Annotated in this window: 21 protein-coding genes and 1 tRNA gene; 4 read left to right on the forward strand and 18 right to left on the reverse strand. The window is 65.7% G+C overall.

The window, feature by feature from the left end; translation table 11 throughout:
• Positions 1-25: 25 nt before the first annotated feature.
• The 6 genes from pheT to thrS form a co-directional block, all read right to left on the reverse strand.
• Complete coding sequence (pheT, locus tag ABE424_RS08370) at positions 26-2407, reverse strand: phenylalanine--tRNA ligase subunit beta (RefSeq protein ID WP_346491928.1); 2382 nt, start codon at positions 2405-2407, stop codon at positions 26-28.
• 93 nt (positions 2408-2500) lie between these two features.
• Positions 2501-3496 carry a phenylalanine--tRNA ligase subunit alpha gene (pheS, locus tag ABE424_RS08375; RefSeq protein WP_176989316.1) on the reverse strand — a complete coding sequence of 332 codons (996 nt, stop codon included), beginning with the start codon at positions 3494-3496 and terminating at the stop codon, positions 2501-2503.
• Positions 3497-3691: 195 nt separating this feature from the next.
• Positions 3692-4051: a 50S ribosomal protein L20 gene (rplT, locus tag ABE424_RS08380; RefSeq protein ID WP_017355264.1), complete on the reverse strand. Its 360-nt coding sequence runs from the start codon at positions 4049-4051 to the stop codon at positions 3692-3694.
• 10 nt (positions 4052-4061) lie between these two features.
• A complete protein-coding gene (rpmI, locus tag ABE424_RS08385; protein WP_017355265.1) occupies positions 4062-4259 on the reverse strand; it encodes a 50S ribosomal protein L35 in 198 nt (65 codons plus the stop codon).
• A gap of 435 nt (positions 4260-4694) precedes the next feature.
• Positions 4695-5234: a translation initiation factor IF-3 gene (infC, locus tag ABE424_RS08390; RefSeq protein WP_172838068.1), complete on the reverse strand. Its 540-nt coding sequence runs from the start codon at positions 5232-5234 to the stop codon at positions 4695-4697.
• Positions 5235-5282: 48 nt separating this feature from the next.
• On the reverse strand, positions 5283-7187 hold the full coding sequence (thrS, locus tag ABE424_RS08395; protein ID WP_346491927.1) for a threonine--tRNA ligase: 1905 nt from the start codon (positions 7185-7187) through the stop codon (positions 5283-5285).
• 348 nt (positions 7188-7535) lie between these two features.
• Between thrS and ABE424_RS08400 the strand changes: the two genes are divergently transcribed.
• The 4 genes from ABE424_RS08400 (at position 7536) to ABE424_RS08415 (ending at position 10856) form a co-directional block, all read left to right on the forward strand.
• Positions 7536-7832, forward strand: coding sequence for a hypothetical protein (locus ABE424_RS08400; protein ID WP_179458364.1), 297 nt, complete (start codon positions 7536-7538; stop codon positions 7830-7832).
• On the forward strand, positions 7832-8095 hold the full coding sequence (locus ABE424_RS08405) for a hypothetical protein (RefSeq protein ID WP_346478114.1): 264 nt from the start codon (positions 7832-7834) through the stop codon (positions 8093-8095). Before ABE424_RS08400 ends, ABE424_RS08405 begins: the two co-directional genes overlap by 1 nt.
• A gap of 10 nt (positions 8096-8105) precedes the next feature.
• Positions 8106-9671: a PepSY-associated TM helix domain-containing protein gene (locus ABE424_RS08410; RefSeq protein WP_346491926.1), complete on the forward strand. Its 1566-nt coding sequence runs from the start codon at positions 8106-8108 to the stop codon at positions 9669-9671.
• Between the two features lie 108 nt (positions 9672-9779).
• Positions 9780-10856 (forward strand): serine hydrolase, encoded by a 1077-nt coding sequence (locus ABE424_RS08415; protein WP_346491925.1) that lies wholly within the window; start codon positions 9780-9782, stop codon positions 10854-10856.
• Here ABE424_RS08415 and ABE424_RS08420 read toward each other — a convergent pair.
• The 12 genes from ABE424_RS08420 to ABE424_RS08475 form a co-directional block, all read right to left on the reverse strand.
• Positions 10825-12435 carry a winged helix-turn-helix domain-containing protein gene (locus ABE424_RS08420; protein WP_346491924.1) on the reverse strand — a complete coding sequence of 537 codons (1611 nt, stop codon included), beginning with the start codon at positions 12433-12435 and terminating at the stop codon, positions 10825-10827. The genes ABE424_RS08415 and ABE424_RS08420 overlap by 32 nt on opposite strands.
• 40 nt (positions 12436-12475) lie before the next feature.
• A complete protein-coding gene (locus ABE424_RS08425; protein ID WP_346491923.1) occupies positions 12476-13660 on the reverse strand; it encodes a glycoside hydrolase family 18 protein in 1185 nt (394 codons plus the stop codon).
• Between the two features lie 272 nt (positions 13661-13932).
• Positions 13933-16041, reverse strand: coding sequence for a polyribonucleotide nucleotidyltransferase (gene pnp / locus ABE424_RS08430; protein ID WP_346478109.1), 2109 nt, complete (start codon positions 16039-16041; stop codon positions 13933-13935).
• A 147-nt stretch (positions 16042-16188) separates the two neighbouring features.
• Positions 16189-16449 carry a 30S ribosomal protein S15 gene (rpsO, locus tag ABE424_RS08435; RefSeq protein ID WP_038687260.1) on the reverse strand — a complete coding sequence of 87 codons (261 nt, stop codon included), beginning with the start codon at positions 16447-16449 and terminating at the stop codon, positions 16189-16191.
• 168 nt (positions 16450-16617) lie between these two features.
• Positions 16618-17529, reverse strand: coding sequence for a tRNA pseudouridine(55) synthase TruB (gene truB, locus ABE424_RS08440; protein ID WP_346491922.1), 912 nt, complete (start codon positions 17527-17529; stop codon positions 16618-16620).
• Between the two features lie 118 nt (positions 17530-17647).
• Complete coding sequence (gene rbfA / locus ABE424_RS08445; RefSeq protein WP_176989306.1) at positions 17648-18076, reverse strand: 30S ribosome-binding factor RbfA; 429 nt, start codon at positions 18074-18076, stop codon at positions 17648-17650.
• A gap of 75 nt (positions 18077-18151) precedes the next feature.
• Positions 18152-20800: a translation initiation factor IF-2 gene (gene infB, locus ABE424_RS08450; RefSeq protein ID WP_346491921.1), complete on the reverse strand. Its 2649-nt coding sequence runs from the start codon at positions 20798-20800 to the stop codon at positions 18152-18154.
• Between the two features lie 95 nt (positions 20801-20895).
• Positions 20896-22407 carry a transcription termination factor NusA gene (gene nusA, locus ABE424_RS08455; protein ID WP_346491920.1) on the reverse strand — a complete coding sequence of 504 codons (1512 nt, stop codon included), beginning with the start codon at positions 22405-22407 and terminating at the stop codon, positions 20896-20898.
• Between the two features lie 4 nt (positions 22408-22411).
• The gene (gene rimP, locus ABE424_RS08460; protein WP_176989303.1) at positions 22412-23002 is read right to left on the reverse strand and encodes a ribosome maturation factor RimP; all 591 of its coding nucleotides are present in this window, start codon (positions 23000-23002) and stop codon (positions 22412-22414) included.
• A 612-nt stretch (positions 23003-23614) separates the two neighbouring features.
• Positions 23615-23691 (reverse strand) — tRNA-Met (locus ABE424_RS08465).
• 128 nt (positions 23692-23819) lie between these two features.
• The gene (gene nuoN, locus ABE424_RS08470) at positions 23820-25280 is read right to left on the reverse strand and encodes an NADH-quinone oxidoreductase subunit NuoN (RefSeq protein WP_346491919.1); all 1461 of its coding nucleotides are present in this window, start codon (positions 25278-25280) and stop codon (positions 23820-23822) included.
• Positions 25281-25316: 36 nt separating this feature from the next.
• Positions 25317-26825 carry an NADH-quinone oxidoreductase subunit M gene (locus tag ABE424_RS08475; RefSeq protein ID WP_019182687.1) on the reverse strand — a complete coding sequence of 503 codons (1509 nt, stop codon included), beginning with the start codon at positions 26823-26825 and terminating at the stop codon, positions 25317-25319.
• Between the last annotated feature and the right edge of the window lie 5 nt (positions 26826-26830).

Below are 26830 nucleotides of genomic sequence, written 5' to 3' on the forward strand. Positions count from 1 at the left end.
GCCTGCTATCCCCCATGCTTCCCGCTCAGCCGCGGATCCGGGCGTGATGTTCACGCTCCATGGCAGAGACCGCCTCGGCCACCACCGCATCCACGTCGCGGTCCGTCAGAGTGCGCGACTTGTCCTGCAAAATCAAGCCCATAGCGAGACTCTTGAACCCCGGCTCGACCCCCTGGCCGACGTACCGGTCGAACAGGGTGACCTCGCGCAGCAGCGGGCCGACGGCCCGGCGCAGGGTGGCTTCCAGGTCGGCCCAGGCCGCGGCCTCGGGCACCAGGAAGGCCAGATCGCGGCGCATCGACGGGAACCGCGACAGCTCCGTCGCCCGCGGCAGCGCGCGGGTAGCCAGCGGCGCCAGGTCCAGTTCGAAGGCGAACACGTCCACGTCGATATCCATGGCCTTGGCCAGGCGCGGGTGGATCTGGCCGATCCAGCCCAGGCTGGCGCCGTCACGGTAGACCTCGGCCGAACGTGCCGGGTGGCCATACGGACGCTGTGACGGCCTGAACTCGAGCTCGGCGCCACTGGCGGCCGCCAGCGACTCCAGGTCGCCCTTGAGGTCGTGGAAATCGACCTTGCGGGTCGGCAGGCCCCATTGCTGGGTGTCGGCATCGCCACAGATCGCAGCGGCCACGCGCTGGGTCTCCAGCGGGGCGGGCTGGCCCTCGCCGGCCTGCTGATGGAACACGCGGCCCAGTTCGAACAGGCGCACGCGGCCCAGCTGGCGCGCGGCGTTGCGGCCGAGGGTCGCGACCAGGCCCGGCAGCAGCGACGGGCGCATCACCGCCAGTTCGGCGGAGAGCGGGTTGGCCAGCGCGACCAGACCCTCGTCCAGCTGCCACTGCGCGAGCAGCGCGGCATCGACGAAGGCGTAGTTGATGGTTTCCTGCAGGTCACGGGCGACCAGCTGGCGGCGCACGCTGAGGTCGTCCAGGCGGGTCTCGGTCGGCATCGCCACGCGCGAGGCACCGCCCGGCAGCGTGGTCGGAATCTGCTCGTAGCCGTGGATGCGGGCCAGTTCTTCGATCAGGTCTTCTTCGATGGCGATATCGAAGCGGCGGCTCGGCGCGGTGACCTGCCAGCCATCGGCGAACGCGGCCACGTCCATGCCCAGCGCACGCAGGATGCGCTCCACATCGGCATCGGCGATCTGGATGCCCAGCACGCGCGCGATACGGGCGCGGCGCAGGGCGATGGTGGCGGTCGCCGGCAGATGGGCCTCACGCACCGCCTCGGAGACCGGCGCCGGGGTGCCGCCGGCCAGGTCCAGGATCAGGCGGGTGGCGTACTCGATCGCCGTGCGCGGCAGCACCGGGTCGACGCCACGCTCGAAGCGGTGGCCGGCATCGGTGTGCAGGCCGAGCTTGCGGCCCCGGCCCATGATCGCGGCGGGCGCGAAATGCGCGGCTTCCAGGAATACGTTCGTGGTGTCGTCGGTGACGCGCGTATCGAAGCCGCCCATCAGGCCGGCCAGTGCGATCGGGCGGTCGGCATCGGTGACGAGCAGGAAGCTGTCGTCCAGCGCGGCGTCGCGGCCGTCGAGCAGTTTCAGGGTTTCACCGGCGCGCGAACGGCGCACGCCGATGCTGCCCTGCAGGGTGCCCAGATCGAAGGCATGCATCGGCTGGCCCAGCTCGAGCATCACGTACTGGGTGACATCCACCAGCAGCGAGACCGGGCGCACGCCGCTGCGGCGCAGGCGCTCGGCCATCCACAGCGGGGTCGCCGCGCGGGCGTTGACGCCCTCGATCACGCGACCGACATAACGCGGCGCTTCGGCACCGGCATCCAGGCGGATCGCCAACTCACGCGTGCCCACGGCAGCCACCGGGGCGGCGTCGAACGGCACCACTTCACTGGCGCACGCGGCGGCCACGTCGAAGGCGATGCCGCGGATGCTGAAGCAGTCGGCGCGGTTCGGGGTCAGCTTGATCTCGATGCTGGCGTCGGGCAGGCCGAGGTACTCGACCAGGGTCTGGCCGACCGGTGCATCGTCCGGCAGTTCGAACAGGCCGGAGGCATCGGTGTCCAGGCCCAGTTCCTTGGCCGAGCACAGCATGCCGTTGGATTCCACGCCACGCAGCTTGGCCGGCTTGATCTTCAGGTCGCCGATCTGCGCACCGACCATCGCCAGCGGGGCGACCAGGCCCGGCCGCGCGTTCGGCGCGCCACACACGATCTGCAGGTGCTCGCCCTGCCCCGCATCGACCTGGCAGATCTGCAGGCGGTCGGCTTCGGGATGGCGCTCGGCGGAAATGATCTTGGCTACGACGACATGCTGCAGGCCATCGCCCAGCGCATCGATCTCTTCCACTTCCAGACCGATCGCGGTCAGCACCGCGCTGAGTTCATCGCGCGAAACGGTGGTCGGGACGTGGCTGCGCAGCCAGTTTTCAGAGAATTTCATGGTGTCACCCTGGTGGGCCCGGCGCAGGCGCCTGGGCCGTGATGGTCTTGAATCCTGTCCAGCCGGGCATGGCCCGGCGCTACGCTGACGCGCTTACGCGAACTGCTTCAGGAACCGCACGTCGTTTTCGAAGAACGCGCGCAGGTCGTTGACGCCGTAACGCAGCATCGCAAAGCGCTCCACGCCCATACCGAAGGCGAAGCCGGTATAGCGCTCCGGATCGACGCCGACGCTGCGCAGCACGTTCGGATGGACCATGCCGCAGCCGAGCACTTCCAGCCAGCGGGTGCTGCCGTCGGGCTGCTGCCAGGCGATGTCCACTTCCGCACCGGGTTCCACGAACGGGAAGTAGCTGGGGCGGAAGCGCATTTCGAAATCCTGTTCGAAGAACGCGCGTACGAACTCGGACAGCGTGCCCTTCAGATCGGCGAACGTGGAGTGCTCATCGACCAGCAGGCCTTCGACCTGGTGGAACATCGGCGAATGGGTCTGGTCGCTGTCGCTGCGGTACACCTTGCCAGCCGCGATCATGCGCAGCGGCGGCGCATGCTCGCCCATGTAGCGCACCTGCACACCGGAGGTATGCGTGCGCAGCAGGCGGCCGTCGCCGAAATAGAAGGTGTCGTGCATCGCGCGCGCCGGATGGTGCGGCGGGAAGTTCAGCGCTTCGAAGTTGTGCCAGTCGTCTTCGATTTCCGGACCTTCGGAGAGCTCGTAACCGAGGCGGCCGAAGATCTCGGTGATGCGCTCCAGGGTACGGGTCACCGGGTGCAGGCCACCGCGCTCATCGCGACGGCCCGGCAGGGTGATGTCGATCGCTTCAGCGGCCAGGCGCGCGTCCAGCGCAGCGTCTTCCAGCACGGTCTTGCGATCACCCAGCGCGCTGGTCAGCGCGTCACGGGCACGGTTGATGGCTTCGCCGGCGGCTTTGCGCTCGTCGGCCGGCAGGCCACCGAGCTGCTTGAGCTGTGCGGTGATGCTGCCGTTCTTGCCCAGCAGGGCCACGCGCAGGGCTTCCAGCGCATCGGGGCTCTGGGCAGCGGCCACGTCGGCCAGTGCCTGCGTGGTCAGGGATTGGATGTCACTCATGGATAGCCGGAGCCTCGCGTCGGTATGCCATCGCGATGCGCGTCGGGCCGACCCCCGTCGCCACCGCTGTCGATCGATGGCACCGGGAGGGCCACCGCCAACACAAAAAAGAATGGGGAAGGACTTGCGCCCTTCCCCATGCATTTGCCTTACCCACAGCCGTTGCGCGTGAACGGCAACGGCAGGGGAATGGACTTATGCCGCCAGTGCGCCCTTGGCCTTTTCGGCCAGTGCAGCAAAACCAGCTGCGTCGTGCACGGCGATGTCAGCCAGAACCTTACGGTCCAGGGTGATGCCGGACTTGAGCAGGCCGTTCATGAAACGGCTGTAGCTCAGGCCGTTGATGCGGGCAGCCGCGTTGATGCGGGTGATCCACAGCGAACGGAAGTTGCGCTTCTTCTGCTTACGACCGATGTAGGCGTACTGCTGTGCCTTGATCACGGCCTGCTTGGCAACGCGGAAGACCTTGCGGCGAGCGTTGTAGTAACCCTTCGCCAGGGTCAGAATTTTCTTGTGGCGGCGACGCGCCTGTACGCCACGCTTTACTCGTGCCATGGGTCAGTCCTCAGAGGTAGGGAAGCATACGGTTCAAACGGCCTGCGTCTTCTGCACGAACATGGTTCGTCTGACGCAGATTGCGCTTCCGCTTGGTCGACTTCTTCGTGAGGATGTGGCTACGGTTGGCGTGGCCAGCCTTGAACTTGCCGGACGCGGTCTTGCGGAAGCGCTTGGCCGCCGCCCGGTTGGTCTTGATCTTGGGCATTGCTATGTCCTTGATGATGTTTTGTCACTGACCAGGGCGGTGGCATTGCCACACTTTCCGTCCGTGCCCTTGCCTGCTTGTAAGCCCGGGATCCCCTATGGGAACCAGGCCGGTCCTGTTTGCCGTTGAAACAGCGTGCCTTTGTGGGGCGGGAAACCGTTCAAAACAGCACCCCCGCAAAACGGGGCCGCCCATTATGCCCGTGAATCCAGGCAGTTGCAAACGCTTGATTGGGCGGGTGTTTACCGGTGCCGACAGGGCGTGGAACGCCCGCCGGGCGGGCCACAGGAGGTTGCGGCCACGGCAAACGGCAACAGGCGCCTGAAAAGACGCCCTTGCCTTCTGACGCGAATCTGAAGCAATCGACTCCGGCGGCGCCGGCAGCCGGGCATGGCCCGGCTCTACGCCCCACCCGTTCGGGCTGGGGCCGGCCTGTTACTTCTTCTTCGGCGCGATCATCATCACCATCTGCCGGCCTTCAAGGCGCGGACGGGACTCGATCACGATGTCCTCGCCCAGATCACCTTCGATCCGGCTGGCCATCTCGCGACCCAGTTCCTGATGGCTCATTTCACGGCCACGGAAGCGGATGTTGACCTTGATCTTGTCGCCCTCTTCCAGGAACCCGCGCATCTTGCGCAGCTTGATCTGGTAATCACCTTCATCGGTGACCGGGCGGAACTTCACTTCCTTGATCTCGACCTGCTTGGTCTTCTTCTTGGCCTCGTTGGCCTTCTTCTGCGCTTCGAACTTGAACTTGCCGAAGTCCATGATCTTGCACACCGGCGGATCAGCCTGCGGCTGAATCTCGACCAGGTCCAGACCTTCGTCTTCGGCCATCGACAGCGCTTCGTCACGCGTCAACACACCAATCATTTCTCCGTCGCTGCCGATCACGCGGACGCGCGGCACCCGGATTTCCTGATTCTTGCGGTTCTGTTTGTTGTCAGGGGTACTGATATTGCAATCTCCCAGAGGAATCAAACCGGCCCATCGCGGAGCATCCGCAGGGCCGGGACTTTCTTACACGGACTGTTCTGCCTGCAACCGCTCGATGAAGGCCTGGACGGACATGCTGCCCAGATCTTCGCCAGAGCGCGTACGCACGGCCACGGCGCCATTTTCCTTCTCACGGTCGCCAACCACCAGCAGGTACGGGACCCGCTGCAGCGTATGCTCGCGAATCTTATATCCGATCTTCTCGTTGCGCAAATCGGCGTTCACGCGGAAGCCTTGATCTGCAAGGGTTTTCCGCACTTCGCTGACGTATTCAGCCTGGGCGTCGGTGATATTGGCCACTACCACCTGGGTCGGGGCCAGCCAGGACGGGAAGGACCCGGCGTGGTGCTCGATCAGGATGCCGATGAAGCGCTCCATCGAGCCCACGATCGCCCGGTGCAGCATGACCGGGTGCTTCTTCTGGCTGTTTTCGTCCACGTACTCGGCGCCGAGGCGGCCGGGCATCATGAAATCGACCTGCATCGTGCCCAGCTGCCAGGTACGGCCGATGGCGTCCTTGAGGTGGTACTCGATCTTCGGGCCGTAGAAGGCGCCCTCGCCCGGCAGCTCCTGCCACTCGACCCCACAGTTGCCCAGCGCCGAACGCAGCGCGGCTTCGGCCTTGTCCCAGGTGGCGTCATCGCCGAGGCGCTTTTCCGGGCGCAGCGCGATCTTGATCTGGATCTCGTCGAAACCGAAGGTCGTGTAGACCGCCAGCGCCTGCTGGTGGAAGGCCGTCACTTCGGCTTCGATCTGCGACTCGGTGCAGAACACGTGGCCGTCGTCCTGGGTGAAACCACGCACGCGCAGGATGCCGTGCAGCGCGCCGGACGGCTCGTTGCGGTGGCACGAGCCGAACTCGCCGTAGCGGATCGGCAGGTCGCGGTAGCTGTGCAGGCCCTGGTTGAACACCTGGATGTGGCCCGGGCAGTTCATCGGCTTGACCGCGTAGGTGCGCTTTTCCGATTCGGTGAAGAACATGTTCTCCTGGTAGTTGTCCCAGTGGCCGGACTTCTGCCACAGCGACACATCCAGGATCTGCGGGCAGCGCACTTCGCCGTAGCCGCTGTCGCGGTACACACGGCGCATGTGCTGCTCGACCACCTGCCACAGCGCCCAGCCCTTGGGGTGCCAGAACACCAGACCCGGCGCCTCTTCCTGCAGGTGGAACAGCTCCTGCTGCTTGCCGATGCGGCGGTGATCGCGCATTTCGGCTTCTTCGATGCGCTTGATGTAGGCCTCGAGCTGCTTCTTGTCGGCCCAGGCGGTGCCGTAGATGCGCTGCAGCTGCTCGTTCTTGGCATCACCGCGCCAGTAGGCACCGGAAATGCGGGTCAGCTTGAAGGCCTTCAGGAAGCGCGTGTTGGGCACGTGCGGGCCGCGGCACATGTCCACGTATTCCTGGTGGTAGTACATGCCCATCGCCTGGATCTCCGGCGACATGTCTTCGATCAGGCGCAGCTTGTAGTCTTCGCCACGCGCCTTGAAGATCTCGATGACCTCCGCACGCGGGGTGACCTTCTTGATGACGTCGTAGTCCTGCGCGATCAGCTCGGCCATGCGCTTTTCGACGGCGGCCATGTCCTCCGGCGTGAACGGACGCTCGGAGTAGATGTCGTAGTAGAAGCCTTCGGCGATGACCGGGCCGATCACCATCTTGACGTCCGGGTACAGCTGCTTGACCGCGTGGCCGACCAGGTGGGCGGCGGAGTGGCGGATGATCTCAACGCCCTCCTCGTCCTTGGCGGTGATGATGCGCAGGCTGGCATCGTGGTCGATGACGTCACTGGCATCGACCAGCACGCCATCCACCGAACCGGCGATGGTGGCCTTGGCCAGGCCGGCGCCGATGGACTGGGCGACGTCCATGACACTGACGGGATGTTCGAATTCACGGCGGCTGCCGTCGGGGAGCGTGATCGCGATCATGAGAGTGCTTTGGTCTGGTGGCCCGCAAGGGGGCCTGGAGAATCCGGGGGCGAGGCGGCAACAAAAAAGCGCCACGAAGGCGCCTGCGTCAGGGGCCGTCGGGGGCGTTCAGCGGTGGGCGGTGGTAGTGCTCATGTCACACGCTAGACCGGCGCAGGGCGCGGGCCACCTTTGTTGCCTCGATAGAGTTGCCCTGATCTTAAACCAATCCGCCGATGAATGCGCCGCCCCGGCGGCGGCCAACGGACAGGACCGCCTGAATGCGTCCGTGTGGCGCCCACAAACCGCAATGATTACCATGCGCGCATTACTGTCCTGCCCAGGACAGGTTTGCCGATTGGATTCCCGATGATCACTGTTGCGCTGACCTCGCTCGGCTTCTGCAGCCTGGCGCTGGCCGGCTCCGCCTTTTCCGCCCTGGCGCTGTATGCCGCCTCACCGCACTGTCGCTGGCCGCGTCTGCGCCGTGCCGGCCGCCTTGGCCGGCAGATCAGCCTGGTGGCTGCCGTGGCGGCGCTGTGGCTGTGGATCGCCAACCTGGGCATCGCCACCGGTGTGGTGGTGATGCTGTGCAGCTGGATGCTGGTGGCGATCCTGCTCCCGCTGCTGGCCGCGTGGCACCGCCCGGCACAGGTGATGCGCTGATGTGGGCCCGCGCGGGTGCCGGCCTCCTGGCGGGGTTCTTCGTCGCGGCCGCGGCCACCGGCCTGGTCGCCTGGCTGCCGCCGGGGCCGTGGCAGAACGCGCTGGTGCCCAGCCTGATCGCCTTCATTCCCTTGTGGATGCTGGCCGCGATCTGGGCCTTCAGCTTCCGCACCGGCGCGCGCGCGTGGGCGGTGATGAGCGCGACCGCCGTGGCCGGATTCGGCCTGTTGTGGCTGCTGCGCCTGACCGGCGCGGTGCAATGAGAGCGATGCGATGAAGTTCAGTTCCCACACCCTGCGCACCTTCACCACGCTGCATACGTGGGTTGGCCTGGTCGCCGGTTTCGCGCTGTTCGTGGCGTTCTACGCCGGTGCGCTGACCCTGTTCCACCACGATCTGCCGCTGTGGCAGACCCCGCATGCGGTGGATACGCCCGCCGCCAGCCTGGACGACGCGCAGCGCCTGCTCGACGGCGTACTCGAACGCCACCCGGCCGCACGCGCCCATGTGGGCATGACCTTCCCCGGCGGCGACCATCCGCAGCCGATCGCGTATTGGCAGGATGCCAAGGGCACCTGGCTGTATGCCTGGCTGGACCATTACGACGGCAGCATCACGCCGCCGCAGACCGGGCTGGCCGAGCTGGTCAACGAACTGCACTACAGCCTCGGCCTGCCGGTCGCGGGCACCTACCTGATGGGCATCATCAGCCTGCTGTATGGCGTGGCCCTGCTCAGCGGCCTGGTCATCCACCTGCCCAAGCTGTTCGGTGATCTGTTCGCGCTGCGCCCGGGTCGCAACCTCAAGCAGATGTGGCAGGACGCGCACAACGTGATCGGCGTGCTCAGCCTGCCCTTCCACCTGATGTTCGCGGTCACCGGCGCGCTGCTCTGTCTGATCTTCCTGCAGATGGCGGCGCTGAATCCGCTGATCTTCGACGGCAAGCTGCTGCAGGCGGTGCCGGCCGCGATGGACACCGCGCCGGTACGCGAGCCCAGCGGCCAGTCCGGCAATGGAACCAACCTGCGCATGCTGCACGCCCGTGCCATCGAGGTGGCGCGCGCGCAGGGCGTGGCCGATTTCGAACCGGCCTTCCTGAAGCTTGCCCATGCCGGCGATGCCAATGCCACGATCGAGATCACCGGTGAATCCGGCGGCACCCTGGGACCGCTCGGCGCGGTCGGCCTGGATGCGGCCAGCGGACGGCTGCTGAGCAGCCAGCTGCCCGGCCAGCGCGATGCCAACCACGCCACCCTGAGTGCGGCCTACGCGCTGCATTTCGGCGAGTTCGGCAATGGCGTGGTGGTCTGGCTGTACTTCCTGCTCGGCCTGGGCGGCGCCTTCCTGTTCTATTCCGGCAACCTGCTGTGGATCGAATCGCGGCGCAAGCGGCGCCAGGTGGAACAGGGGCGCGCGCAGATCAACATGGCCCGGGCCACGGTGGGGGTGTGCATCGGGCTGTGCGTCGCGGTTTCGGCGAGCTTCGTGGGCGCGCAGATCCTGGAGCAGGTCGCGCCACAGGCAGTCGATCACGGCATCCGCTGGATCTGTTTCGCCACCTGGGCCGCGTGTGCGCTGTGGGCGGCAGTGCGTCGCCCCGACCAGGCCGCCCGTGAGCTGCTCTGGGCGGCCGCCATCAGCACCACGCTGGTGGCGGTGGTACACGGCGCACTCACCGGCTACTGGCCGTGGGCGAGCGCTGCACGTGGCTACTGGCCCTTGTTCTGGGTGGACGCGGTGGCGCTGGCACTGGCCTTCGGATTTGCCACGCTGGCCCGTGCGAGCCTGCGCCGCGCGCGGCATGGCGACCCGAACAGCGTGTGGAGCGCACCGCGCTGATCACCCTGGACGCCTGCTGCGGCGGGCTTTCAGAATTCTTCAGCCGCGTTTCCAGCACTTCAGACCGCGTCATGGCGTAGTCGGCCCTCATCTCGAGGAGCCCTGCCCATGCACCACTACCGACACCGACTTGCCGCCCTGCTCTTTGCCCTGGCGGCCGCCCTGCCATTGACCTCTCCCGCGGCACCCGCAGCGCTGGATGGCGCCCGGATCACCGCGCTGGAGTCGGCGATCGCCACCCAGGACATCAAACAGGTCACCAGCGTCCTGCTGCTGGTGGACGGCCAGGTGGCCTACGAGGGCTACTTCAACGGTGGCACGGCGGACACGCTCAATGACGTGCGCTCGGCCAGCAAGAGCGTGACCGCGATGCTGGTCGGCGCGGCCATCGGCGACGGGTCCCTGCCCGGCGTGCAGGCCCGTGTGTACGACTACTTCCCCGCGTTCACCGCCCGCCATCCGGTGGATGCACGGCTGCGCTCGATGACGGTGGAAGACCTGCTCACCATGAGCACGCTGTGGGAGTGCGATGACGAGAATGCGTTCTCGGCCGGCAACGAAGAGCGCATGTACGTGACCGAGCACTGGCTGGACTTCGCGTTGTCGCTGCCGGTCAAAGGCTTCGCACCGTGGATGACGCGCCCGGAGGACAGCCCGCATGGCCGGTCACACGCCTACTGCACGGCCAACTCCTTCGTGCTCGGCGCGGTGCTGGAACAGGCCACGAAGCGGCCCTTGGCCGACTACGCCGCGCAGGTGCTGGAGCGCCCGCTGGGCATCACCGCGAGCAGGTGGAACCGCTCCCCGGAAGGCATCGGCATGGGCGGCGGCGGAACGCGCTACCGCAGCCGTGACCTGGCGCGGTTGGGCGAGCTGGTGCTGGCCGAGGGGCGCTGGCAGGGCCGGCAGCTGATCCCGGCCCGCTATGTCCGGGCGATGCTCAGCGCCCAGGCGACCACCGGTGACGGCAGCGATTACGGCTACCAGTGGTGGGGGCTGAAGCTTCCCGTGGAGGGGCACGAACGCACGGTCTGGACGATGTCCGGCAACGGCGGCAACTACGTGTTCGTGATGCCGGAAAAGAAGCTGGTGGCGGTGATCACCAGCCAGGCCTACAACCGCAGCTTCGCCCACCCGCAGTCGCGCCGCATCCTCACCGAGTTCCTGCTGCCCGCGCTGCGCTGAGGCCCTCGAGGTCTGTTGGCCGCCACGGGGCGGCCAACACCTGGGCACGCTGGGCAGCTACGTCCGTCTCGATCGTGTCGAGCAGTCCCTGCCAGCCGGCCGCACCGTGCAGCGGCGCAAACAAGGGGGTGGCGCGCAACCACCCCGCATCGCGGAAGCCGGCGTTCACCGCGTGATGCAGGGCGGCCAGCGCTGCGGCGTCGTCGCCCTGGGCCTGCAGCAACATCGCGCGCTCCAGCGCGGTGTCGGACCAGCCATCGTCGGCCTGGCCCTCCAGCACCTGCAGGTGCCCGGCGATCCACGCGGGTGTGGCTGCGGCATCGCCGTACAGGCCGGCCAAGGTCTGGCCCATCGACTGCTGCGGGCGCAGGGCACGGCTCTGCTCGAAGGCTTCAGCGGCGCCCTTGCGATTCCCGCTCAACAACAGCATCTCGCCCTGCAGGCGCAGCAACTGCGGGTGCGGTGTCCCGCGAGCGAGTGCCTGATCGAGTGCCTGCCGTGCCTTGCCCGGCTCGCCCATCGACAACAGGCTGTGCGGCCAGGCGATGTTGGCGAACACATTGTCCGGATAGAGCTGGAAGTTGCGTGCGTGCCGGCGCGCGGCGGCATCGGTGAAACCCAGCAGTTCCAGTTCGCGCGCGACCTGCACGTCGCGGAAGCGGACACGCTCGGGCGCGCGCAGCGACAGGTTGTCCTGCAGGGCCTGCGCGAGGTCGCCCTTTTCCTGCTGCAGATAGGCCAGCGACGCGCGCGTCCGCTCGTCACCCGGGTCGTGCTGCAGGGCCTGCCGGTAGTCCGCCATGGCCTGCGACATCGCGCCGAGGCAATCGTGGGCATAACCGCGCGCGGCCCAGCTGGCCGCATCGTCCGGCACCTTGCGCACCAGTTCGTCGCCCAACACCAGGGCTTCCTGCGCGCGTTCGCGTGCGCCGTTGAACAGACAGGCGTCGGCCGCCAGTGCACGGGCGAGCCCACGTTTGGCCATCAACGATTCCGGATCCATCTGCAGCGCCTGGCGGTACAGCCCGATCGCACGCTCGTTGTTGCTGGCCTGCCCGATGCCCGCGTAATACGCAGCGCGCTGCAGGACCGGATCGGCAGGCGACACCGGCGCGGTACCGGGACGGACCGCGATCAACGCGGCAGCCACCGCGACGACGGTCACACCCGCCCCCCACCAGATCCAGCGTGCACCTCGCTGCCGGCGTGACGCGAGGGCGCCCTCCGCGCTGACGGTGGCCACGGTGTCGTGCATCACCGGCTGCGGCGGCGCACACAGCTGGTAGCCACGGCCGCGCACCGAGCGCACATACCGTGGCCGTCGGCTGTCATCGCCCAGCGCCTGACGAAGCAGCTTCACGCGCTGGCTGATCGCATCCTCGCCGACTACCGCCGGTGCCCACACCTGATCGGCCAGCGTGTCGAAATCGACGACGGCGTTGCCATGGGCCAGCAGACACTCCAACAGCCGCCAACTCAGCCCGTTGACCGGCAACAGCTCATCCCCGCGCCGCACTTGCTGTGCGTTGCGGTCGATGTGCAGATCCAGCAGCCGGACGCTCTCCATGCGGGCAAGCATAGGGCACGCGCCTGGGTCGCGGCGCCCTCTTCCCGTGGGGTTACTTCGCAGGGCCCTGGAACGGCGCCACCATGGCCTTGAGCAGGCTGCCCTGCGCATCGTCGCCGGTCAGCTCCCACATGAAGACGCCGCGCAGGCCGTTGTCCCTGGCGAAGCTCGCGCGCAGGCCGATCGAGGTGGGATCCTCGAAGCTGATGAAGACCTTTTCGGTGGCGTTGTACAGCCACGGGCTCTGCGCGGCCGGGTGCCAGTGCCGCTCCCAGCCGGGCTGGCCGAGCATGCCGGCCTGGATCTGCCGCCAGTTACCGGCCGGATGCGGCGCGCTGTAGCGCTGGTAGAGGCCGTGGTTGGCATCGCCCTCCAGCGTGAAGCCACGACCGTAGAACGGCACGCCGAGCACCAGCTTCTCTTTCGGCACTCCCTGCTGCTCGTAGTACGCCACCGCCCCGGCCACGCTGTTCCAGCGTTTGAGTTCCGGCGCCAGCGGATCCTCCGGCACCGCGTGCAGCGGCGCGTTGAAGGTGGACACCGCCGAGAAGCCAGTGCCCATGTCGTAGCTCATCAGGTTGATGAAATCGAGCGCGTGGCCCAGCGCCTTGAGCTCATAACTGCGTGCCGGATCGTACGGACCATCGGTCTGCACCCGACCGGCAGGCAATGCGGCGGTGACCAGCCGATGCTGGCCGTCGGCCTTGTCCAGCGCATCAAGCTGGCGTCGGAACTCCTGCACCAGCAGGGTCATGTTGCGCCGGTCTTCCGGGCGGTCGGTGATCTCGGTCGGTCCGCCATACACGGGGAATTCCCAATCGATGTCCACGCCGTCGAAACTGCCGCGATGACGCTCGAAGAACAGCGCCACGCAGGAGGACACGAAGCGCTGTCGGCTTTCCGCGGTCAGCGCCGCATCGGAGAAGCCGCCGGCGTTCCAGCCACCGATCGAGATCAGCGTTTGCAGCGTCGTATGCGCGCGCTTGAGCGTGGCCAGTGCCTTGAAGTGCGCGTCGGCCTGTGGCGCGACGACGCACTGACCTTGGTCGATGGTGGCGAACGCGTAGAACAGATGGGTCAGCGTGTCGGCCGGAATGTCTTCCACCGGATAGCGGTCGGCGGAGCCGCCGGGGTAATACGCGCCGATGACCGTGGGCAACGGCTCGGTGGCGGAGGCCGCCTGTGGCAACACGCTGGCGATCAGGACGGCGAGAACAGCGACGGCAGGACGGAACATGGGATCTCCCCGGTCGAAGGCGAGGCCACGTTAGCAGTGCGGCGCACGCTGTGCGTGCCATCGGTGACGATGTCCTGCGAATCCGTCCAGCGGACAGTCCATGCGGTCTTCCGGGCCGCCCCGTGACGTCATGCAACGTGCTGCAACGTGACTGTTCGTGTCATGCGGGTCGCATCGGGCACAAAAAAAGCGGGCCGAAGCCCGCTTTTTTCGTGTCTGCGAAAGCGTGAGGACCAACGGTCCTCACCTACCGCGAGATCGGCCTGGGCCGATTACTCGGCGGTGACGCCCTCGCCTTCTTCGACGGCCTTCATCGACAGGCGGATACGGCCCTGCTTGTCGACTTCCAGGACCTTGACCTTGACCACATCGCCTTCCTTCAGCACATCGCCGACCTTCTCGACGCGGTCGCTGGAGATCTGCGACACGTGGACCAGGCCGTCCTTGCCCGGCAGGATCGTGACGAACGCACCGAAGTCCATGATCTTGGCGACCTTGCCTTCGTAGATACGGCCCGGCTCGACGTCCGAGGTGATCTGCTCGATGCGGGCCTTGGCAGCCTGCGCAGCGATGGCGTTGACCGACGCGATGACGATGGTGCCGTCATCCTGGATGTCGATCTGGGTGCCGGTTTCCTTGGTGATGGCCTGGATGGTGGAACCACCCTTGCCGATCACTTCGCGGATCTTGTCCGGGTGGATCTTGATGGTCAGCAGGCGCGGCGCGTAGTCCGACAGCTCTTCGCGCGGGGCGGTCAGGCCGTGGGCCATTTCACCCAGGATGTGCAGACGGCCAGCCTTGGCCTGCTGCAGTGCCTGCTTCATGATCTCTTCGGTGATGCCTTCGATCTTGATGTCCATCTGCAGGGCGGAGATGCCCTCGGCAGTACCGGCCACCTTGAAGTCCATGTCGCCCAGGTGATCTTCGTCGCCCAGGATGTCGGACAGGACGACGAAGCGCTCGCCTTCCTTGACCAGACCCATGGCGATACCGGCCACCGGCGACTTGACCGGCACGCCGGCGTCCATCAGGGCCAGCGAGGAACCGCAGACCGAGGCCATCGACGAGGAGCCGTTGGATTCGGTGATTTCCGAGACCACGCGGATGGTGTACGGGAAGGCTTCCAGCGACGGCATCACTGCCAGCACGCCGCGCTTGGCGAGGCGGCCGTGGCCGATTTCGCGACGCTTCGGGCCCATCATGCGGCCGGTCTCACCCACCGAGTAGGGGGGGAAGTTGTAATGGAAGAGGAAGTTTTCCTTGTACTCACCGGCGACGGCATCGATGACCTGGCCATCACGGGCGGTGCCCAGGGTGATGGTCACGATCGCCTGCGTCTCACCGCGGGTGAACAGCGAGGAGCCGTGGGTACGCGGCAGGATGCCGGTCTTCACGGAGATCGGGCGGACGGTGTCCAGCGCACGGCCGTCGATGCGGACCTTGGTGTCCAGCACCGAGTTGCGCATGGTGCTGTATTCCAGCTCGCCGAATTCCTTCGACAGCTCGGCCGGGTTCCAGCCTTCGGCGGCCACACGGCCCGCCAGCGACTCGACCACGTCCTTCTTGATCGCCGAGATGGCGTCACGGCGCTGCAGCTTGTCGCGCACCTGGAAGGCTTCGCCCAGGCGCGGGCCGATGGCTTCCTGCAGGGCGCTGATCAGCACGTCGTTCTTGGCCGGGGCTTCCCAGGTCGACGGCTTGGTGCCGGCTTCCACGGTCAGCTCGTTGATCGCGTTGATGACCTTCTGCATTTCGCGGTGACCGAAGGTCACGGCGCCCAGCATCACGTCTTCGGACAGCAGCGCGGCTTCGGATTCCACCATCAGCACGGCGTTGGCGGTACCGGCGACAACCAGTTCCAGCTCCGAATCCTTCAGCTCGGTCACGGTCGGGTTGAGGATGTACTCACCGTTCTTGTAACCGACCTTGGCGGCGGCGATCGGACCCTTGAACGGGGTACCGGCCAGCGACAGCGCAGCCGAGGCACCGATCAGGGCAGCGATGTCACCATCGATGTCCGGGTTCAGCGACATCACGGTAGCGATGATCTGGACTTCGTTCTTGTAGTCTTCCGGGAACAGCGGACGGATCGGGCGATCGATCAGGCGCGAAATCAGCGTCTCTTTTTCGGTCGCGCGGCCTTCGCGCTTGAAGAAACCGCCCGGGATACGGCCACCTGCGTAGAACTTCTCCTGATAGTCGCAGGTCAGGGGGAAGAAGTCCTGGCCCTCACGCGCGCTCTTGGCGGCAACGGCGGAGACCAGCAGCACGGTGTCGTCGAACTTGACGATGACGGCACCGCCGGCCTGACGGGCGATTTCGCCGGTTTCAAGCGTGACGGTGTGCTTGCCGTACTGGAAGGTTTTGGTGATTTTTGCCACGGGGGTTTCCTTGGATGATGCTTTCTTCAATGGACCGCGGGCGACCCTTGCCGCCGACGGGTGACCGGTTGTCCGGCCCATACGTTTGATGCGGTACTGCCAAAACAAAACCGCGGCGCATTCCTGCGCCGCGGTGGGGGTTCGTGCTTAGCGACGCAGGCCGAGCTTTTCGATCAGGGCCTTGTAACGCGGAGCGTCTTTCTTCTTCAGGTAGTCGAGCAGGCTGCGGCGACGGTTGACCATCTGCAGCAGACCACGACGGCTGTGGTGATCCTTCTTGTGGGTCTTGAAGTGGCCGGTCAGCAGTTCGATGCGGGCGGTCAGCAGAGCGACCTGGACTTCCGGGGAGCCGGTGTCAGCCGCGCTGCGCTTGTTGTCTTCAATGACCTTCTGGGTGTCGATCGACATATCTTTTTTCTCTTGGATGCGTGGCCCGCAGAAACGTCCCATTGACGTACCGCGCGACTCGCCGTGAACGAAAGGATGAACCCGCAGAACGCGGGAAGCCTGAAAAGGCCGCGGAATTGTAACGTCCGTGGCCCTCCGGAACAAGGACCGGGTCCCGGGCCGGGTCGGTCAGAGGTTGAACAAGCGCTGCGGCGCCAGCAGACCGGTCTCGTCGACCTGGCCCAGGCCCTGGATCGCCTCGCCCGGGCCGAAGACGACCACCCCACCCTGCGGCCAGCCGGCGTCGCGGATGCGCTGGCCCACGCGGAAGCGGGGGGTCTGCGCGTCGTCCAGCGTGACCCGGGGGTAATGGGCCAGACCCGCGTCCAGAGGCAGCAGCAGGGCCTCCATGCCGGCCTCATCGCCCTGCTCGGCCAGGGCCCACAGGGTCTCCAGGGTGACCATCGGGGCCTCCCGGAAGGGGTCCACCCACAGCCGGCGCAGGCCGGCGATATGCGCACCGCAGCCCAGGGTCTCGCCGAGATCCCGGGCCAGGCTGCGGATGTAGGTGCCTGAACCGCAGGTCACCCGCAGGGAGAGATGCGTCGGCTGCTGGTCCAGCACCTCCAGGGCGTGCACCTCGACATCGCGCTCGGGTGCCTCGATCGCCTCGCCGCGACGGGCCTTCATATACAGCGGCTCACCGCCCTGCTTGAGCGCGGAATAGATCGGGGCGCGCTGGCGGATGCGACCGCGCAGCGGGGCCAGCGCCGCCTCCAGCGCCGCTGCGCTGATGGAAGGAACGGGCCGCTCACGCAGCACGGTGCCATCGGCGTCATCGGTATCGGTGGTCTGGCCCAGCACCACCTCGGCGTCGTAGGCCTTGGCCGATCCAAGCAGCAGGCCGGCGATCTTGGTGGCTTCGCCGAAGCACAGCGGCAGCAGGCCGGTGGCCAGCGGGTCCAGGCTGCCGGTGTGGCCGCCCTTCTCTGCCCGGTACAGGCGCCGCGCCACCTGCAGGGCGGCGTTGGAGCTCATGCCGGTGGGCTTGTCGAGCAGCAGGATGCCATCCAGGCGGCGGAACGAAATTCGAGGTGCCATGCATTCAATTCAAAACGGCGCCGTGTGGCGCTGCCGGTCAATCCGGCCTCCGGCGGAGCGGTCGCGCTGCGACAGGCCCCGCCCCATAAGACAACAGCCCTTTCGGGCTGTTGGTCCATCAGACTTTCTTTTCGCCTTCGTCGGTGTCGTCTTCGACACCTTCATCGCCTTCATCACCCTGCCGGCTCTTCTCTGCCGCCAGCGTATCGGGCAGGTCGCGCAGGATGTTGTCGATGCGCTCGCCGCGGTCCACCGAATCATCGTAGTGGAAGTGCAGCTCGGGCACGTGGCGCAGCTTCATCGCACGCGCCAGCTCCATGCGCAATTCCCAGGCCAGTTCCTTCAGGCCCTTCATCGCTTCCACCGAACGCTCGGGCATCAGTGCCGTGACGAAAATCTTGGCATGCGCCATGTCACGGGTGATTTCCACGTCGGAGACGCTCACCGAAGGCAGGCCGTGTACACGCACGGCGTTGTGCACGAGCGTCCCCAGTTCGCGGCGGATCTGGGCGGAAACACGGTCGGTTCGATGGAAGGTCTTTGGCACGGTAGGCGGACTCGTCTTGAAGGGTGATGCGTAAGCGAAAAAGCCGGACCGCGTGATGCGGCCCGGCCTGGAACATTACAGGGTGCGCGGCACTTCGATACGCTCGAAGCACTCGATCTGGTCACCCGGCTTGACGTCGTTGTAAGCCTTCACGCCGATACCGCATTCGGTACCGTTGCGGACTTCCTCGACGTTCTCCTTGAAGCGACGCAGCGATTCCAGCTCGCCTTCGAAGACCACGACGCTGTCGCGCAGGACGCGGATCGGCTTGCTGCGCTTCACCGTACCTTCGATGATCATGCAGCCTGCGACCGCACCGAACTTCGAGCTGCGGAACACATCGCGGACCTGGGCGATACCGATGATCTCTTCGCGGATTTCCACGCCGAGCAGACCGGAAGCCACCTGCTTCACCTGATCGATCACGTCATAGATGATCGAGAAGTAACGCAGGTCCACGCCGTTGGACTCGATGATGCGACGCGCGGAGGCGTCGGCACGCACGTTGAAGCCGATCACGGTGGCCTTGGAGGCAACCGCCGAGTTGGCGTCCGACTCGGTGATGCCGCCCACGCCGGAGTGGATCACGTTGATGCGGATGTCGTCGTTGGACAGCGCGACCAGTGCCTGGCTCAGCGCCTGCACCGAACCCTGCACATCGGCCTTGATCACCAGGTTCAACACCTGTTGGCCATCGCCCTTGCCCAGGGTCGCCATGATGTCTTCCATGCGGCTGCCGGCAGACTGCACCAGGCGCGATTCACGGCGCTTGGTTTCGCGCTGCTGCGCGACGTCCTTGGCCAGACGCTCGTCTTCGACCACGACGAAGTCATCGCCGGCATCCGGCACGCCGGACAGACCCAGCACCTGCACCGGAATCGAAGGACCCGCCTGCTCAGGCTGTGCGCCGGTTTCGTCGAAGAGGGCGCGCACGCGGCCGTACTGGATACCGCAGACCAGGTAATCGCCCTTCTTCAGCGAACCCTGCTGCACCAGCACGGTGGCGATCGGGCCGCGGCCCTTGTCCAGCGAGGACTCGATGACCACGCCGGTGGCGCGACCGTCGGCCACGGCCTTCAGTTCCAGCAGTTCGGCCTGGATCGAGATCGCATCCAGCAGGTCGTCGATGCCCAGGCCAGCCTTGGCCGAGATTTCGACCATCTGGGTGTCGCCACCGAAGTCTTCGGACACGACCTGCTCGGTGAGCAGCTCGTTCTTGACGCGCATCGGATCGGCGCCGGACTTGTCGATCTTGTTGATCGCCACGATCAGCGGCACACCCGCCGAACGGGCGTGCTGGATGGCTTCCTTGGTCTGCGGCATGACGCCGTCGTCGGCAGCCACCACCAGCACCACGATGTCGGTCAGCTTGGCACCGCGGGCACGCATCGACGTAAACGCCGCGTGGCCCGGGGTATCCAGGAAGCTGATCACGCCCTTCGGCGTTTCAACGTGGTACGCACCGATGTGCTGGGTGATGCCACCGGCTTCGCCCGTGGCGACCTTGGTGCGGCGGATGTAATCCAGCAGCGAGGTCTTGCCGTGATCGACGTGGCCCATGATCGTGACGACCGGCGGGCGTGCCACCGGCTCGCCCTGGTTGCCACCGGCCAGCGCCAGCAGCGCGTCTTCGGCGTCGTTGGTGTTGGCACGGATCACGTTGTGGCCGAGTTCTTCGGTCACCAGCGCGGCGGTATCGTGGTCGATGGTCTGGGTGATGGTCGCCATGACGCCCATCTTGAACAGTGCCTTGACCACATCGCCGCCCTTGACGGCCAGCTTCTGGGCCAGATCGGCGACGGTGATGGTGTCGCCGATGGTCACGTCACGCACGATCGGAGCGACCGGACGTTCGAAGCCATGGGCACCACCGCCGCTGCGCGACTGGTTGCTGTCACGGCGGCTGCCGTGCTGCACGCGCCCGGTCGGACGACCGCGCGAGTTGCTGTTGTTGCCGCGGCGGGCACGATCGGCGGCCGACAGATGCAGCTGACCGGCGAAGCGGTTGCCACCATCGTCGTCGCGCTTGGCGCCCGGGCGGTTGTTGTTGTTGTTGTTGTTCGAGTTGCGATCGTCCGAACGCGGTGCCGGACGGGCAGCCGACGGTGCGGCCGGACGCGCATTGCGGGCCGGTGCATCGGCAGCAGCGGGCTTGGCCGCAGCCGGGGCCGGGGCCGGCGGTGCGTTCTTGGCTGCTTCAGCAGCGGCTTCGGCCGCCTTGCGCTCGGCTTCGGCACGTTCCTTGGCGTCGATTTCTTCCTGACGCTTGCGGGCGATTTCTTCATCGCGCGCACGGTCCTTCTCGGCCAGTGCGCGCTGCTCGTCCAGATTGCGCTGGCGGGATTCCTCCAGCTTGCGCAGGATGTCGGCGCGCTCCTCATCCGCGGTCATCGGCTTGCCGCTGGCGTCCTTCATGTAGGTACGCTTCTGGCGCACTTCCACGTTGACGGTGGTCTTGCTGCGGCCGGCGCTGACGGTCACTTCCTGCAACTTGCGACGGTTGAGGGTGATCTTCTTGGCGGCCTCGTCGGTGCTCTCGACGGGCTGCTCGGTCTTGCCGTGCGAGCGACGAAGGAAGCCCAGGAGCTTCACCTTCTCGGTACTGGTCACGACCTGGTCGGGACCGCTGAACTTCATGCCGGCTTCGGCAAGTTGTACGAGCAGTTTATCGACCGGGGTATTGACCAGTTCGGCAAGCTTGCGGATGGTGGTTTGCTGCGACATTCGGATCCTATGATCTGGTTGGCGCTCCCTCGAAACGTGCGAAGGCAGCGCGGAGTCTAAGCCCTGAGCGGGTCAGGGCACTGTTCATCGCTGGCTCATTCGCCGCGCTCCAGGCGGGCGATCTCCTCGGCTCGGGCGGCAAGGATCAGGGCGGCGGCGCGCTCCTGGTCCATGTCCTCGATGCCGAACTCGAGGATCTCGTCGGCGGCCAGCTCCGACAGGTCCTCACTGGTACGCACGCCATGACCGGCGAGGGCGTAGGCGGTCGCCTCGTCCATGCCTTCCAGGGCGAGCAGGTCTTCCGACGGCGAGCCGTCTTCCAGACCTTCTTCCACCGCCAGCGCTTCGTTGAGCAGCGCATCGCGGGCACGGGCACGCAGCTCTTCGACGATGTCTTCGTCGAAGCCTTCCACGGCCAGCAGTTCGCCGACCGGGACGTAGGCGATTTCTTCCACGGTGTTGAAGCCTTCGGTCACCAGGATGGCGGCGATTTCTTCATCCACTTCCAGCTTGTCCATGAACAGCTGGCGGGCAACGGTCTGCTCTGCCTCGGACTTGGCGGTCACCTGGTCCTGGGTCATCACATTGAGCTGCCAACCGGTCAGGCGGCTGGCAAGACGGACGTTCTGGCCGCCCTTGCCGATCGCCTGGGCCAGGCGCTCTTCCGCCACGGCCAGGTCCATCGAGTGCTTTTCTTCATCGACGATGATCGACTGCACTTCCGCCGGCGCCATCGCATTGATGACGAAGTTGGCGGGGTTCTCGTTCCACAGCACGATGTCCACGCGCTCGCCATTGAGCTCGTTGGACACGGCCTGCACGCGCGAACCGCGCATGCCGATGCAGGCACCGATCGGATCGGTACGCGAATCGTGGGCCAGCACGGCGATCTTGGCGCGGTCGCCCGGATCACGTGCACAGGCCTTGATCTCGACCAGGCCCTGGCCGACTTCCGGCACTTCGAGCTTGAACAGTTCGATCATGAATTCCGGGGCGGCGCGGCTGATGAACAGCTGCGGGCCACGCGGTTCCGAACGGACTTCGGCCAGGTAACCGCGCACGCGGTCGCCAGCGCGCAGTACGTCGCGCGGAATGCCTTTGTCCTTCGGAATGAAGGCCTCGGCGTTGCCGCCCAGGTCCACATAGATGTTGCCGCGCTCGGCGCGCTTGACCACACCGGTAACCAGTTCGCCGACGCGATCCTTCCACGCATCGACCACCTGCTGACGCTCGGCCTCGCGTACACGCTGGACGATCACCTGCTTGGCGGCCTGTGCGGCGATACGGCCGAAGTCCGGGTTTTCAATCTGCTCTTCGATGAAATCGCCGACTTCCACGCCGTCGGCTTCATCGATGGCGTCCATCAGACGGATCTGGCGGTCCGGAGACTCCATGACCACGTCATCGGCCACCACTTCCCAGCGGCGGAAGGTTTCGTAGTTGCCGTCCTTGTGGTCGATCGACACACGGGCCAGCACTTCTTCTTCCGGGTAACGCTTTTTGGCAGCCGAAGCCAACGCGGCCTCGATGGCATCGAAGATGACTTCGCGCGGGACGCCTTTTTCGTTGGCGACCGCATCCACTACCAGCAAAAGTTCCTTGCTCATTGGCTCACTCCGCGCGCGGCTTTTTGGCCGCCGGCTCGTTGGATGGTTTCTTGTTCGCCTTGCCACCCTGTTTGGGTGCCGGGCCAGTCGGTTTGGTCGGAGCCAGGCCGAGGGCGGCCCAGTCCGGCATGATGCGTGCCTTGTCGATGTTCTCGATGTCGGCGGTGAACGGAGCATTGTCGACCTTGAAGGTCACGGTGCCCTGTTCGATATCCACGGCGAGGATCTCGCCCTGCAGACGGCGACGGCCGTCCTGCGGCAGGCTCAGCGTCACCTTGGCGGATTCGCCGATGGCGCGCTCGAACTGCGCGCCGGTGAACAGCGGGCGATCCACGCCCGGCGAAGACACTTCCAGCGTGTAGTTCGCCGTGATCGGGTCTTCGACGTCCAGCTGGGCGGACACTTCGCGGCTGACGCGCTCGCAGTCGTCGATGTTGACGATGCGCTCGGGCTGTTCGGCCAGCGGCACGTCGATGTACAGGCGCAGCGTTGCGCCGCCCGGTGCGGTCAGATACTCCACGCCCAGCAGCTCGAGACCCAGCGACTGAACGGTGGGGGCGAGCAGATTCGCGATTTCGGTTGCCTTGTCGCTCACAGTCGGCCTTGATTCGTTGAAAAGAAATACGGTCTGGTCCAGTGCATGGACCACCTTCCGGAAACAACAAAGGGCCCGTTGGGCCCCTGTCCGGTACAACTCCGGTCATGCTGGATTCCGGTGCAGATGCGCACGTGGTGCGCGTCTGCGAGCCCAGCGTTCCGGGGGTCACGGCGGCCTGGGTACAGGTTGCCGTTCCTGGAAGCCGGTTGCGGGGCCCATTCACATCCTGTGGCAGGTTGCGAGTGGACAGTCCGCTAAGCCACTGATGATAGCCGTTGCACCGCGCTGGTGCAATGGTTGGGGTGGTTTCTGATGTCCCTATTCGGAAAGCTGAACAGCCAAGCGGGTGTGTAACCTTCGTCGCGGACAGCGGCGGGGGCAGGTCCGCGGGACGCGCCGTGAACCCGTCCATGGGGGCTCATGGGCGACATCCATGTCACCCCAATGGTCCCGCCAACCTGCCCCCACCGCTGCCTGCACACTTGGCAGGTCAGTCATCGAGGTCAGGTGCAAAGGCACAGCAAAAGCCGCCCGATGCCATAACGAAAAAAGCGACCTCGTTGCCGAGATCGCCTTTTCGTCTACTGCATCTGCACTGCAGATTTTCTGTGGTAGCGGGGGCAGGATTTGAACCTGCGACCTTCGGGTTATGAGCCCGACGAGCTGCCAGACTGCTCCACCCCGCAGCAGAAGCGGATGAGTCGTGTACCACACCAACGGTGTGGTACCTACCGCAACGATGTTCTGGCGAAACCGCTGCATCAACAACTCAGGAGATGAATATTACACGAGTTGCGCACGTTTGTATCGTTTTTTACGAAATATGTGCAAATGCCTGCTGGCACCACACCATGATCGGGTTCCACGCAACGCCCAGGGCCAGCAGCGCCAGGGCGTTCACGCCCAGCACCACGCCCAGCACGCGGTCGTTGTTGGCCGGCAGCGGCTCGCCCACCGGCTCATCGAAGTACATGACCTTGATGACGCGCAGGTAGTAGAAGCAGCCGATCACGGCGCAGATCACGCCGACCATGGCCAGCCACAGCATGTCGCCCTGGATCGCCGCGCCGAGCACGGCCAGCTTGGTCCAGAAGCCCAGGAACGGTGGGATGCCTGCCAGCGACGCCATGATGCACAGCACCAGGCCGGCCATCCACGGGTTGCGGGCATTGAGGCCCTTGAAGTCTTCGATCTTCTCGGCTTCAAAGCCATTGCGCGACAACGCGATGATCGCACCGAACGCCGCGGTGGACATGATCGCGTAGCTCAGGGCGTAGAACAGCGCCGCCGAGTAACCCCGCTCGCCACCCCCGGCCATGCCCATCAGCAGGAAGCCGATGTGCGAGACGGTCGAGAAAGCCAGCATGCGCTTGAGGTTGGTCTGCGCGATCGCCATCAGGTTGCCGATCACCAGCGACAGTGCGGCCAGGCCACCGATCAGGTACTTCCACTCGTCGGCCAGCGGACCCACGCCCATTTCCAGCAGGCGGTAAGCCATGCCGAACGCAGCCAGCTTCGGGGCCGAGCTGATGAACAGCGCGACCGGTGCGGGGGCACCCTGGTACACGTCGGGCAGCCACATGTGGAACGGGGCCGCACCAAGCTTGAAGGCCACGCCGGCGATCATGAACACCGCGCCGGTCAGCAGCAGCACCTTCTCTTCGGTGTGCGGGATGGCCGCATTGATGGCGTCCAGGTGCAGCGAGCCGGTGGCGCCGTAGATCAGCGACATGCCGTACAGCAGCAGGCCCGAGGCCAGCGAACCCAGCACGATGTACTTCATCGCCGCTTCCGAAGCCAGGCCGTTCTCACGGTTGCTGGCGACCAGTGCGTAGGAGCACAGGGCCAGCAGTTCCAGGCCCAGGTAGACCATCAGCAGGCTGCCGGCCGAGACCAGGATCATCATGCCCGCAGTGGCGAACAGGATCAGCACCGGGATCTCACCCTGGTAGAGCTTGCGCTCGCGCAGGTAGCTCCAGCCGTAGATCAGGGTCAGCCCGCTGCACAGCACGATCACGGTCTTCATCACGTCGGCCGCGTTGTCGCGGACGAACATGCCGTGGAAGACCTCGCCCTGCCCGCCCACTCCGGTGGCGAGCATGAAGAACACGACCGCCAGCGCAGCGATCGAGAACAGGTGGGTCCAGATCTTGTTCTTCTCACTGATGAAAAGATCAAGCATCAACAGGGCGAACGCACTGCCGACCAGCACCAGCTCGGGAGCGAGCGGCGGGAGGTCAGCGGCGGTCAGTGGCAACAGCGGCGAGGTGGTCATCATCAAATCCTGGAATCAATACTCTCGACGGCCCGATTACAGCAGCTTGCTGGATGCGATCTGCATCGCCAGCTTCGCGATCGAGGGCTCCATCAGGTCGGTCAGCGGCTTGGGGTACAGACCCAGGGCAAGGGTGCCCACGGCGAATACACCCAACACCAGCCACTCGCGACCGTTGATGTCCTTCAGTTCGGCGACATGGGCATTGGCCACTTCACCGAAGAACACGCGCTTGTACAGCCACAGCGTATACGCCGCGGTGATCACCAGGGTGCTCGCCGCGCCGAGTGCCAGCCACGGATTGCGCTGGAAGCTGGCCATGATGATCATGAACTCACCGACGAAACCGCTGGTACCCGGCAGGCCGGCATTGGCCATGAAGAACAGCATGGCGAAGGTGGCGAACCAGGGCATCACGTTCACCACGCCGCCGTAATCGGCGATGCGGCGGCTGTGCATGCGGTCGTAGAGCACGCCGACGCAGGAGAACATCGCGCCGGACACGAAGCCGTGCGACACCATCTGCACCATCGCACCCTGCAGGCCCAGGCGGGCCGCATCCGGGTTGCCGGCGTCACGCACCAGCCACATGGCGATGAAGGTACCCAGGGTCACGAAGCCCATGTGCGCGATCGACGAATAGGCGATCAGCTTCTTCATGTCGTCCTGCACCAAGGCGACCAGGCCGACATAGATCACCGCCACCAGCGACAGCGCGATCACCAGCCAGGCCCACTCGTGCGAGGCGTCCGGCACGATCGGCAGGTTGAAGCGCAGGAAGCCGTAGCCACCGATCTTCAGGGCGATCGCCGCCAGGATCACCGAACCGGCGGTCGGCGCTTCCACGTGGGCGTCCGGCAGCCAGGTGTGGACCGGGAACATCGGCACCTTGACCGCGAAGGCGATCAGGAAGGCGAAGAAGATCCACGTCTGTTCCTTGCCCGACAGCTGCAGCTGGTACAGGTCGGCCAGCTGGAAGCTGCCGCCCTTCAGGTACAGGTAGATCAGGGCCACCAGCATCAGCACCGAGCCGAGGAAGGTGTACAGGAAGAACTTCAGCGCGGCGTAGATGCGACGCGGGCCGCCCCAGACACCGATGATCAGGAACATCGGGATCAGCATCGCTTCGAAGAACACGTAGAACAGCATCGCGTCCGTCGCCGAGAAGATACCGACGGTGACACCTTCCAGGATCAGGAAGGCGGCCACGTACTGGTTCACGCGCTTGTCGATCGCGCTCCAGGCACCGATCAGGGCCAGCACCGAGACCAGGGTGGTCAGCAGGATCAGCGCGATCGCGATGCCGTCGACGCCGAGGTTGTAGCCGATGTCGTAGGCGGGGATCCAGGCGCGGGTCTCGACGAACTGCAGCGCGTCGATTCCCGTGTCATAGCCGCTGAGCAGCGACAGGCTGGCCACGAAGGTCAGCACCGCGACGCCCAGGGACGCCCACCGGGCGGTTTGGGCATCCCGGATGGCAAGGATCAATGCACCGCCGATGATCGGCAGCCAGATGAGAACACTAAGTAGGGGCCAGTTCGACACGTCTT

The organism is Stenotrophomonas sp. TWI1149 (assembly GCF_039673155.1).
In the GTDB taxonomy this organism is placed as follows: domain Bacteria; phylum Pseudomonadota; class Gammaproteobacteria; order Xanthomonadales; family Xanthomonadaceae; genus Stenotrophomonas; species Stenotrophomonas maltophilia_AA.